This is a genomic window from Paraburkholderia kirstenboschensis (assembly GCF_032806925.1).
GTDB lineage: Bacteria > Pseudomonadota > Gammaproteobacteria > Burkholderiales > Burkholderiaceae > Paraburkholderia > Paraburkholderia kirstenboschensis.
Genome location: NZ_CP136511.1, coordinates 1,692,996 through 1,705,166 on the forward strand (window position 1 = coordinate 1,692,996; position 12,171 = coordinate 1,705,166).

At 61.3% G+C, this 12,171-nt stretch carries 7 protein-coding genes; 4 read left to right on the forward strand and 3 right to left on the reverse strand.

Annotated features, from left to right (window positions below):
- Positions 1–704 precede the first annotated feature (704 nt).
- Complete coding sequence (locus RW095_RS08275) at positions 705–1,268, forward strand: FUSC family protein (RefSeq protein WP_317015618.1); 564 nt, start codon at positions 705–707, stop codon at positions 1,266–1,268.
- Positions 1,269–1,497: 229 nt separating this feature from the next.
- Here RW095_RS08275 and RW095_RS41405 read toward each other — a convergent pair whose 3' ends face one another.
- Entirely contained in the window at positions 1,498–1,722 is a 225-nt protein-coding gene (locus RW095_RS41405; RefSeq protein ID WP_394365082.1) for a hypothetical protein, read from the reverse strand.
- 636 nt (positions 1,723–2,358) lie between these two features.
- The gene (locus tag RW095_RS08285) at positions 2,359–9,462 is read right to left on the reverse strand and encodes a PAS domain S-box protein (RefSeq protein ID WP_317015619.1); all 7,104 of its coding nucleotides are present in this window, start codon (positions 9,460–9,462) and stop codon (positions 2,359–2,361) included.
- 670 nt (positions 9,463–10,132) lie between these two features.
- Between RW095_RS08285 and RW095_RS08290 the strand changes: the two genes are divergently transcribed.
- Both RW095_RS08290 and RW095_RS08295 read left to right on the forward strand, forming a co-directional pair.
- Positions 10,133–10,771 (forward strand): response regulator transcription factor, encoded by a 639-nt coding sequence (locus RW095_RS08290; protein ID WP_317015621.1) that lies wholly within the window; start codon positions 10,133–10,135, stop codon positions 10,769–10,771.
- Positions 10,772–10,849: 78 nt separating this feature from the next.
- Positions 10,850–11,173: a response regulator gene (locus RW095_RS08295; protein ID WP_317016655.1), complete on the forward strand. Its 324-nt coding sequence runs from the start codon at positions 10,850–10,852 to the stop codon at positions 11,171–11,173.
- 58 nt (positions 11,174–11,231) lie between these two features.
- On the opposite strand, the gene RW095_RS08300 is transcribed toward RW095_RS08295, so the two are convergent.
- Positions 11,232–11,630 (reverse strand): hypothetical protein, encoded by a 399-nt coding sequence (locus RW095_RS08300; RefSeq protein WP_317015622.1) that lies wholly within the window; start codon positions 11,628–11,630, stop codon positions 11,232–11,234.
- Between the two features lie 220 nt (positions 11,631–11,850).
- On the opposite strand from RW095_RS08300, the gene RW095_RS08305 reads away from it, so the two are divergent.
- Complete coding sequence (locus RW095_RS08305) at positions 11,851–12,048, forward strand: multinuclear nonheme iron-dependent oxidase (RefSeq protein WP_317015624.1); 198 nt, start codon at positions 11,851–11,853, stop codon at positions 12,046–12,048.
- The last annotated feature ends 123 nt before the right edge of the window (positions 12,049–12,171 follow it).

Consider the following 12,171-nt stretch of genomic DNA (forward strand, 5'->3'; position numbering starts at 1 on the left):
AGTGACGCACGGATGCAATCAAGTTCGCAACTGCTTGTCTCGCGCTCGTGGCGGAAAGGATCTCTATGATTTACGACGCAGATCGTCAAAGGTATTGACAACTTCCTGCTCATAGAAAGGCACCCCATGTTGCAGTCGCGATCGCGGAAGGCCACGACCTTGTCCCCCTTGAGATGCCTGTGCCGGCCGTACCCGAGGTTGTGCCCGCCTGTCTTCGCCACAGTCGTCGTACCGTCGCCGTGGATGACTGAAAGGGCGAGGGGCCGGTCCTGATGAAGTTTTTGTATCGTGCCCGAAAAGACCCCGGTCGACGCTGCAACTCGCGTGGCTGCCTCGTGAGAACCGCTCCTGAAGGCCGCGGCCTGGTTCGCGAGGGAGGCTGGGGCGCAGGTAACTACAGTTTTATGTAATAGCCGTTCTCCAGCGTGCTGACTATGCTCAGGAAGGCCGCGAGTCGTGCCCTCGAACGGTCCGCGTCAGGTGATACGCGGCGTTTCCAGGAAACGCCAGAATTGCACGTACTGCGACCTTGGGTCGCGGCCATCTAGGACGAAACGGTTCGGGCTGCGCCTGGAGGGCTGAAGGGCACCCGGTAGTCCTGAGCGCTGCAAATTTGCGGCGTTCGGCCGGAGCGCCGCCTTCAAGATGGCGGATACGCCGCTACCTTTTCCGCCCCGTTGCGCTCAAAAAAACCAGCACGAACGATGACTGAAACGAAAGAAACGCGAAACGAAGCGCGCATCCGCGCCGCCGACGTATTGATCGACCTGCTCAAGAGCCTGCCGTTTCGCGACCGGCTCGCCGAGGGCAGCCTGACGGCGCTGCAGGCCGTCTGCGGCGCATGTCTCGCTTACGGCATCGCCTGCGCGCTGCACACCCAGCAGGCTTTCTGGGCCGCGATTACGGCCATCGCCGTCACGCAGCGCAGCTACTCGGACACCCGCAACCTGTCGCGCGACCAGTTCGTCGGAGCCATGGCGGGTGGCCTGTTCGGTTTCGTTGGCGCGTCTCTCGGCGCTGGCACGCACGAGATCCTAGGCTACGCGACGACAATTGCCGCGGTAATCATCGTCTGCTGGTGCGTGAACGTGGGCAGCGCAGCGCGCCTCGGCGCCATCACCGCGACTATCGTGCTGCTGTTTCCCCCGCAAGGGCCACTATGGGGCGTGCCGTTGTTCCGGCTCGTGCAGGTCGTCCTCGGCACGGTGTCCACGCTGCTCGTCAGTTGGCTCTTCACTCAAGTTCAGCAAAGGCTGGCGCGACGCTAGCGCCAGCTATATGGGGAAACACGCCCTAATGGGTCGCACATGAAAAATTCAAGTTTGGCTGGAATGCGTCCCGTTGGAAATCACCGTGTCGCTCGTAATTGCCCGCTCCGCCGCGACCGCACACTCCTCCCACTGGCGGCCGTTTGCGGTCAACCCTGCTCCCGTACGCGATGGCATCTTCAGAGGTCAGTGATGAAGGCGCGGCCGCGCTTGACGATCGCCCACCGGATCAGGCGCTCAGCCTCCTTACGGTAGGCGCCTCGACCGCGAGCGCATGGGTGGCATGGGTATGCCTCGTCCAGTGCGGGCTGGAGCGCCACAGCTCGTCGGCGACCGCAGGATGGTCGGCCGTAATGACATTCCGCCTGAACACGAGTGGCGAGATGCGCGTGCGGCCGTGCACCTTGATGCCAGCGAAAAAGTTAGCAAGCAGGTAGCGCTGATCGATCAGCAAGCGAAGCAGCGCACCCAGCGAGAGGCGCCAACCAGGCCAGCACCGCTTCGTAGTCGTTGGGCGCATCCAGCGTACAGGCCTGCAATGTCGTCGGCGATTTGCGGCTGCAGCGCCGGCAACGCGCGGAGGTGCCCGATCGCGTGCGCGATATCAACCAGTACATCGTAGGTCTCTACAACGCCGTACGCCTACTGTTCGTAAAAGGTCGTCGCTTCGTGTATAAGGCCCATGTTCGGTGCTCGACTAAGGGAGTTTCCGGTCCAACAAAAGCATATACGTCAGGGAGCATTCATGCTTCGCAAAGTCTACATCGACCTAAATTTGGAGCCGACTTCGGGACAAGTGTACGGGACCACTTGTGGAGCTTCTCACGTCCGACTGCGCGGTTGAAATGCGCGTCCCAAACGTCGGGCACCTCGTCGCCGAACTCCTGCATACACCGCGGTGCGCATCGCCGCGACTAGTCGCGTAGCGGCCCAAAACGTGCTTTCAGCAGAAGGCTCGATGCATGCAATCCAGAAGTGGGAGGGTTGGTCGTGAATCGCGCTCGTTGAAGATGCTTATGTTCGGACGGTGAATAACACTGTCGCCGGTAGTCCAATCGATCGAGGACATGAAGCAGTATGGTCACTGGTTTCACGTCGCATCCGACGGCCCGGTCGGAAGGCTGAAGCTGAACGTCACGCCACGGATCTCGTTGCGCACGACCCAGATACGGCCGGTGTGTGCTTCGACGATCGACCGACAGATCGCCAGCCCCATGCCCATGCCCGTTTCCTTTGTGGTGGTAAATGGCTCGAATATCGTCTCCAGATTCGGGATTCCCATGCCTTCATCCTCAACGTCGACCACCACGTTGTCTCGATCGCGCCGCGAGCGGATCGCTAGCGACTTCGGTCGTTCCACCGTCGCTGAGAACGCCTCGATGGCGTTGCGCACAAGGTTGACGATCACCTGCTGAATCTGCACTGCGTCGGCTCTGATCATCGGCACGTCCTGGGCTAGCTGGGTCTCGAGCAAGATCAGGTTTCCGTGGATTTCGTTATCCATCAGTGTGCAGACCTGAAGTATCAGCTTGTTGATGTCAAGATCGACCTTCGCAGGAGTCGTGCGCTGGAACAGCGCGCGAATACGGCTTATCACGTCCGCTGTGGCATATCCGTCACGGACCATGGCTTCGGCGCTGAGTCGGGCTTTGTCGATGTCGGGCGGCGTTGCAGCGAGCCAGCGCCGGCACGCCTGCCCGTTGGCCACCACGGACTGCAGCGGCTGGTTAATTTCGTGGGCAATGGACGCGGACAGCTCGGCAACAGTCGCCATCTGTGATGCCTGCACAAGCTTTTCCCGCGCAAGTCGCAGCGCGTCTTCCGCTCGCGTGTGCTCGATGAATTGCCCGATCTGGTAGCCGACGGAGGTCATCATCCGCAGGAGTTCGGGATCGGCGTCGCGGGCCTCGCGGCTGAAGAATTCGATCACGCCCAGTACACCGGTCCTGAGCATGACCGGGAAGGCGAAGGCCGCGCGGAGCCCTTCCTTCGCGGCCGCTTCCTCCTGGAACTCCCGATCGAGTGCCATGTCAGGAATCCATGCAGGTGCGCCGCTCGACCACACTCTCCAGGGGAGCTCCTTGCCGACGCCGCCCGTCGCGGACAGCAACCCGGAACCGGCACGCGCGAAGGTGTCCGACGGCCATGTTTGCACGCACACCAGCACGCCCGCTTCCGGATCAACGCACCAGAATGCGCCGCGATCCCACTCGAGTGCCTCACACAGTTCGCGCAGAATGTGCGGTGCCGCCTCTTCGAGCGAGCCCGCTTCCGACAGCGTGCGCGTGACGCTGAATTGCGCGAACTGCCGCTGCTCGCGGTGCCTGCGCTCGGTGATGTCGCTGGCGAGTGCAATGGCGAACAGGCGCCCACCGCGGTTGAACGTCCGCGCACGCACCTCGACGGGAAAGAGACTTCCGTCTTTGCGGCGGTGACGGGCGTTGAACGTCGCACTTCCGTCCTCGCGCAGTCGCTCTTTGATCCACTGGAGCTTTTCCGGCGAGAGGTCGGGGTCGAACTGACACGTACCCATGCCGATGAGCTCTTTGCGCGTATAACCCAGCGCCTCGCAGGCCTGACGGTTGACGTCGATCACGATATCTTCGTCGTCGTACAGAAAAATGGCATCCGTCGCGTGATCGACCAGGGTCTGGAAGCGTTCCTCACTCGCGCGCAGCGCCTCCTCGCTGGCGAGCAGGTTGCGGTGCGCGAGCGCGCTCGTCAACGCGTCTTCCAGGCGCCGGCCAATCTCCTCGAAGAGCCGCTGCTCCACGGTAGTCCACGAGCGTACATGCGAGCACTGATGCAGCCCGAACAGGTACGGCCTGTCGCCCCTGGGACGCACCACAATCGCGATCGTCGACAGGATGTTGAACCGCTCGCGAACCTCCGGCGGGATGCCTGGATCCACCACCGACGCTGGGGTGTGCAGCATGTCGCGCAGGGTTTGCGCCGTCCGGGCGTCCACCGTCAGCTCATGGTCGAGCGCGAAGACGCCCGGATAGTCCGGATGCGTATGCTCCATCAACGCGCGACACGTCGGCGCATCGGGATCGCAGGGATAGACCAGCCAGGCGCGATCGCAATCGAAGATTGCCCGTGCCTCCTCAAGCACGCCGCGCGTCATGCCCTCGACCTCGTTCGTTCGCTGCATCGCGCGGTTGATGCGGTCCATGCACTCAAGGAACCATAGATGTTCCTCTCGCTCCTGCTCTGCACGCTTCTGCTCCGTGACATCGATCACGGTGCCGATGTACTCGATCACCTGGCCCGAGCGGTCCAGAACCGGATTTCCCACGGAACGGAGGGTTCTCACTCCGGTATCAAAGTTCCTGAGTCGGTACTCGAGTTCCCAGTCAGCACCATCGCGCACGGCCTTCGTGAAGCTTTCCACGATTCGGGCACGGTCGTCAGGATGAACGTCCTCGACCAATCGCTCGAACGAGGGCAGGCCCTTCGCGGGGTCGTGGCCGTGGACGCGATAACACTCGTCCGACCAGTACAGAATGGCATTTGAAACGGGACTCCATGCCCAGCTTCCGGTGTGACTGACCTTCTGCGCCTCCGCCAGGTACTGGCGGCTGCGCCGCAGCTCCGCCTCCGCGCGCTTGCGCTCCGTCATGTCGACGACGAAGGCCACGCCGCGCTCGCAGCCCTCGTCGAAAGCGGTCACGCCGATCAGCACCGGCACCCGGCTGCCATCTTTGTGGAAATATTCCTTTTCAAAGGCCGGCACGCTGCCGGTCCGCCTGAACTGCTGCGAGTTTTGTTCCTGCTGCTGTTCGAGCCATTCGCGAGGTGTCAGGTCGGTCCACCGCAAGCGACCCGCGACGAGATCCTCGCGCTCGTATCCGACCATGCGAAGAAACGCGTCATTGGCCTCGAAGATCTGACCACCTTGGTCCCCAAAGATAATCCCGACGATGTTGGCGTCGATTAACCGGCGGATCTGCGCTTCCCGTCCCCGGATTTCACCGTACAGACTGCTGTTTTCGAGCGAAATCGCCGCCTGGGAAGCGAGCACCTTCAGGGCAGAAATCCTGCCTGGCGTAAAAACGCCTGAAGCGAGCCTGTTTTCCAGGTACAGCAGCCCAACCAGCGCACCCTGCTTCATCAAAGGCAGGCAGAGTACCGACCGGACGGCCTGTGCAGCGATGTACTGATCAGTGGAATGCGGATTCGGGACTGAAGTATCGTCGAGAATCACAATCTCCCGGGTACGCGCGGCGTAACGTACCACCGAGTCGGGAAGCTCGTCCGCGGCAACTGGCGTCTCGCGCAGGCTGACCGAAACGGAGCTGCCGGAAGTCTTCGCCTCCGCCTGGATCAGGAATTCGCTATCACGCGGCAGGATCAGCAGCCCACGGTCCGCGCCGGCATGCTCGATGGCCGTATGCAACAGCGATTCGATGAGCTTTTCCGGCACGATCTCACCCGACACCGCCTGCGACACCTTGATCACCGTAGCCAGATCCAGATGTTCGACCGGCGCGTCGATCGTGACTGCAGGGGCCGGGGCACGATCGTCCTGCCTCAACGCGGGATGGAGCTGATCGAGCTGTCGCACCTTCCCCAAGGCTCCCCATCGCAGATAGGCACGCCGTGCGTTTCCCAGGTAGAGATGCGCAAACTCCTCAAGGCCGCGTGCCGCGTAGCAGCGGGCAGCCAGTTCGTACGACAGCGCCTCGTTCTGGATAAAGCCATTCGAACGCGCACAGCGAATCGCTTGCTCGTACAGATCCATTGCGTCGGGCAAGCGGCCCTCGATGCGTGCGATTTCTGCGCCGACCAGCACCGCGCGATCCTCGAAGTTCTGTGGGCAGTTTTCAGCCCATGCCCGGAGTTGCTGTTCGTGTGCCGACAGCGCATCCCGATGCTTCGCATACGGATCGGGACCCATGGGCTCGCAGCAGGCGGCACGGGAGAGGGCGGCATAGAGATGGTATTCCGCTCGCTCCACCAGCATCACTGAAAGCGACGTGGCCGTCGAATAGTATCCCTCCGCGTTTTCCGCGGCATCGACAGCCGATGCGTAGTCGCCAGCGAAGAATCTCGCCTGCAGCTTCCGGATCCAGTAGAAACATTCAGGCATGGCCTGAGCCGGATGACCGGTGAGGCGCGCCTCGAACGAGCGCTCCGTGAACGAGCCATCGTCGAGCGAGCCGAATTTCGCGGTTTCGCCACGGAGTGTGCGGACCAGTGTGTGCGCGGGCACAATCATGTCGGCAGCGAGTCCGAACCGTACCGTGCGCACAAACTCCAGGCCTTGCTCTGATTCACGCTCAACCTGATCGAGTGGATCGCCCGCAGCGAAAAGATCGGAACTGAACGTGCGACAGGCGTAGGCAGCAAACGTCGGGTCGCCTTGCTCGTTCGCCATCTGAAAGGCACGTCGGGCCTGATCGATCCCCTCCCGCAGCGGTCGTGTCCACGGCACCACGAGTGCGAAGAGCAGGTAGGCTTTTCCTCCCAGGCGCGTCAATCCGCGATGTTCGGCCAGATCGCAGGCGACCTTTCCAAGTCGATAACCTGCGTCGTGATGGCCGAAGCGGTCGCCGGCGATAAGCGCAACCGCGACGTAGTGCGCGGGTGCACCGTCGCTGTTGCCACGCTCCAGGCTGAGATTCGCCGCCCTGCAGACGGTGAGCGCGTACAGATTCCCGTCGGTGAATAACGCCGGGGCGCCCAGGTTGATGAGCACGTCGAGCGTACCAAGACACTCCGGATCGTTCGTCAGCGGCAGGTCGATGATTTCCTCAATCTGACGACTTCCGAGCTGGGACCAGATCCGTTCGTACTCGCGATGCGCTTCCTGTGGGGTGGGATGGGCTGCCCAATCGATCTCCACATGGCGGAGATATTCCAGACCGACAGCGACCGCACGATCGCAGTCCCCGAGCATCGTGTAAAGATCCACGCGCCGGCTCGCGACGGCCGCTCGTTGGACCGTGTCGGCAGCGCGCGGGGCAAGCGCTGCGAGACGCTTTTCCACGGCCGGCAGTCCCCCCATCCAGAGCTCGCAGTCGGCCCCATGCAGTTCCAGGGCGAAGGCAAGCTCCTGCTGGCGCTCCCACGCATCCTCCCGCAGCAGCGCTGCGCCGGCGCGCAGATACGTCAGCGCAGAGGCGTAGGCGGATGCGGCCTTCGCACGCTTGCCGGCGATCAGGTTCAACCCGGCGAGCTTCTCGCGCTCGTCCTGTAACGTGATGAGGTGTGTACCGCGGTTGAGCTGGTTGACGATCTCGAAGATCATCTCCGGCAGCTTTTCCAACGGGGTGCATTCCGCGAGCAGCCTGCCTATCCGGAGATGGATCTGCGCACGCGCCTCCTCCGGAATCAACGAGTACGCCGCCTCCTGAATCCGGTCGTGCACGAAGCCGCAGGAATGCTCCGTGCAGGTAATGAGGCCGGCACGAATTGCTTCCCAAAGCCCGTCATGGAGATCGTCTCCCTTGCGCTGGGACACTGTTTCCAGTAGGGAGAGTTCGGCGCTGTTTCCAATGCACGCAAGCAGTTGCAGGTCTCGCCGCGTTCCGTCTGACAGGCGGCTCAGCTTGCCGACCATGAGCTCCACCACATTGTCGGTATAACCCTTTGTGTGGATGCGATCGAGGTCCCATGACCAGCGCGCCGCATCATGATCGAAGACAAGCATCGCCTCTTCTGTCAGGGAAGAAATGAACTGAATGGCGAAGAACGGATTTCCGGCGGTCTTGTCATGCACCAGCCACGCCAGCGGCGCGATCCGCTCCGGCCTGCAACGAAGCGCGTCCGCCATCAACTGTTCGAGATGCTCCCGGGCAAGCGGCGTGAGCGTGATCTCCTCCACCTTGCCGCCAGCGGCCTTGATAGCGTCCAGCTTGCGCATCAGCGGATGCCCGGCCGTGACTTCGTTGTCGCGATACGTGCCGATCAGCATGAGGTTGCGCGGATGGGATCGCGTCAACAGGTCTTCCATCAGGTCGAGCGTTGCCACATCGAGCCATTGCAGATCGTCGAGGAAGAGCACCAGCGGATGTTCTGGCCGGGCGAACACTTCAATGAACCGCCGGAACGTGAGCTGGAACCGGCGCTGCGCGTCTTGTGGAGGCAACTCGGGGACTGGCGCGGGCTGTCCGATCATGTGCGCCACTTCGGGAACGAGATCCACAACGAGTCCGGCGTTCGGCCCGAGCGCTTCCCGAAGGGCGTCGCGCCACGTCGCAAGCTCCGCCTCGCTTTTGCCAAGCAGCGGCCGTAACAGACTCCGGAAGGCTTGCGCCAGTGTCGAGTAGGGGATGTCGCGTTTGTACTGGTCGAATTTGCCGGCGGCGAAGAGCGCGCGCGGAGGCACCAGCACCGGGTGCAGTTCGTTGACGAGGGACGACTTGCCAATGCCGGAATATCCTGAGACCAGCACCAGTTCTGGCGCCCCCCTTTCGACGACGCGCTGGAGGGCGCCAAGCAATGTCTCGACCTCGCGCGACCGCCCGTACAGTTTTTCGGGAATCATCAGGCGGTCTGGCGTGTCGAACTCGCCGAGCGGGAATTCGCCAATGCGTCGTTCGGTTTCCCACTGCGCAAGGCAGCGTTGCAGGTCCGCTTCAACGCCTGCCGCGGTCTGATAGCGCTCATCCGCCGTCTTGGCGAGCAGCTTCATCACAATCGCGGAAAGGACCGGTGCCAGGTGGGCCACACGCTCGTGGGGCGGCACTGCCTTTCTCGCAATGTGGCAGTGCACCCATTCCATCGGATCGACAGCAGTGAATGGCAGACATCCCGTGAGCATCTGGTAGAGCGTCACGCCGAACGCGTAGAGATCGCTGCGGGAGTCGACCGACCGATTCATCCGCCCGGTCTGCTCCGGTGCCATATAGGCGAGCGTACCGGCGATCGACTCGGGCGGCAGGGGCAACCGTTGACGCTCTCGCGTGAGCCGCGACGCGAGGCCAAAACCCGTGAGCCTGACTTCACCACTATCGGGATTCACCAGGATGTTGGCCGGTTTGACGTCCTTGTGAACGAGCCCGCTCCGGTGGACTGTGGCCAGCGCCGACGCGATGCCGATGGCGCGGCGCAGGAAGATTCCGGAGTCGATCGGCGCATCGAGGAGACCGTCCAGGAGCTTGTAGCCGGAATCGTCGGGAACAAGCACTGTTCGGTCGCGCTCGCGGAGCCACGGAGCGCGATCTACATCGGGTTCGATCTGGTTCATGGAATGCCGGTCCATTCTGATGCTTGCCCAAGTCATAAGCGGCCTGCCTACGACGCGTTCATGAGGACGCCGTTCTTGTACTTCGCGAAAACGCTGGAAGGCCGGGTCCGGCAGGCTGGCTGGGGATGATCGAGCGCCTACGATCGAATCATTACGACCGCCGAAAGAGTATCAGAGAATTCAAACTATTAGCCGTCCAAGATAAACCCGTCCCCGTTGGCACAGATGACCGTGGTTGTCGAAAAGTGGTGATTGCCGGGTTGCGGTGAGTCCTGACCGAGCGTCGGTGGGGAGAGGCGCGGTCAGCGTCACAGGATCCATTTCGTTGTATTCGTCCCCGATCACTGCATCCGACGCGCCGGAGCCCTCATGCAGGCCTTCGACTTAACATTGTCGCCGGGCGTGGCGAAAGCGGGAAGGTTCGAGCGTGTACGCCACACAGCCAGCGTAGCATGGCCGGGCTGACGGCACTGATGCCCGTCCGGGGACGCCGCAGTGAAAAGATAAATCTATAGCTTCGCGTCTGGCGGTGCTATTACATATTCATGTAGTGCGCAACACGGCTGCCCGTGCTAACGTCAGACGATTTCGGCCGCTATAGTTCTTTTGGCGGCCCACCGCGTGAGGGGCCTTCATAGGATAGGCTTTCACCTGCTGCCCGAGGCGTTCCATGGTATCGGCAACCGAATTGGTGTATCTGGTCGACGACGACAGTCGTGTGCGAGAAGCACTCTCTGCACTGCTGCGCGCAAACGGAAGAGACGTCCACGCATTCAACTCCGGCAGAGAGTTTCTGGACAGACCACGTCAGAATGGCGTTGCATGTCTGATCCTGGATCTGAGAATGCCAGGCATGAGTGGGCTGGAAGTCCAGAAGCTTGTCGGCATGGAATCTCCGATTCCCGTCATTATCATTACCGGGAGGGGAGATGTGCCGTCCACGGTCTTGGCCATGAAGGGCGGGGCGGTTGACTTCCTCACAAAGCCCCTCGATGAAGATACGTTGATGCGCGCGGTTGATGCGGCACTCGCCAGGGCGCACGTTCTTCGCAAGCAGGCGGAAGATACAGCGGCGCTCCGGGCTCTTTACGAATCGCTGACGCCTCGTGAGCAGGAGCTTTTACCGTTACTCGGAGGCGGCCTGCTCAACAAACAGGCGGCCGCAGTTCTTGGTATCACCGAATACACCGTACAGGTACATCGCGGCAAGATCATGAGAAAAATGCAGGCCGATTCATTTGCCACGCTGGTCAGGCAGGCAAGCAAACTGCAGCTCGAAACAGCGTCGACGACCACGTTCGATGTCTGACGCTCACGCTCATTCTTTGTTCGACTCGATGACCCGGAGAAAAAAATCCCCACGCCTTCGGTTCGGACCGTTGCCGTAATTGATGACGATCGGCGCGTTTTGATGTCTCTTGCGAACCTGCTTGCCTCTGGCCGGTATGGAACACGGGCCTACGAATCTCCACAAGATTTTTTTGCCGACGGCTACGCGGGCCTCGTATGCGTTATCACGGACCTCGGAATGCGGCCGATTGACGGCATTCAAATGCTCGAGAGAACAGTTCATTCTGATACAACGACGCCCATCACAGGAAAGCCGGGCCAGGATACGGAAGCCTACTTTCTGCAGAGAGGCGCATTAGGTTTCTTCAGAAAGCCTGTAGATGGAGACGCATTGCTGGACCTGCTCGATAGTATCGTTTGAACGTGTTGGCGTTTGAAGTAAGCCGTGGGGTTGAACAAGACAATTGTGCAGGTTTTGCTCACGCCGGTAACCTGCCGAGCGGCGCATCGGTGCGCTCGGCAACGTCGCCTTCACGCGCCGGACGATAACCTCGGCATGCGGCCTTATGAACGCCGCCCAAGGTCCCACACGGGGGCGGCAATCCGTGCACAGCTTCGTAGCTCGAACCAACCGTAAAGAAACGCGCGGCACCAGTAACACCCTCCATCTTTCGGTGGGCAAGGAACGCGACGAAGAGCGGAGCCCACTCACTCTTGACCCGGCGTGTGAGCGGCTTTCTTTTCCAGTTGCTTTGCTGCTTGGCCATGTGGAAGGTGGGGTAATCGTCCTTTTCGTTCAATTTCTGGCGGTTAGTGTCTAAGAACGCTTGTTTATCAGAGGCTTGGTGAATGTGTGTTTCGAGGAAATGTTGCAGCACAGCGGATCCTTGCTGGACGGGGCTCTGCGGGCATGGCCGCCAGAAATTGCACGCAAAGGACGATTGCCCCAGGTAGCGCGCTGAATGCACCTGGACGCCCTCGAAGTCCGCCTGTCCGGGATATTCCGGCACGTATGGGTTGCTCCACGTTCCCGTTGCGCTCACCACTGTCTTTGCTGCCTGATGAACTTAATGCCTCCGCCTTCGCACTCAGGCTCATGTGACCGAAGACGTTGTGATTGACGATCACGGTCCGCGCGTGGCATCCGATGTCTGGCCGCTCTACGAGCGTGCGCTGCGCCGTTTCGGTGCGATGCCGACGCTGACCGAATGGGACACCGCCGTGCCGGCGCTGACCGTGCTGTTCGATGAAGCGCGGCTCGCGCGCGATACAAATGGGCGGCTGCATTTCCAGTAACATCGAAGTATGGAAAAGGCGGATATCACAACTCACACGAAAAGCGCGCCCGAGCCCGTTGAGGTATCGCTAGCGCGTGCTTGTCGCGTGATTGGCGCGGCGAGGGAGGCAATGAAGAAAAAC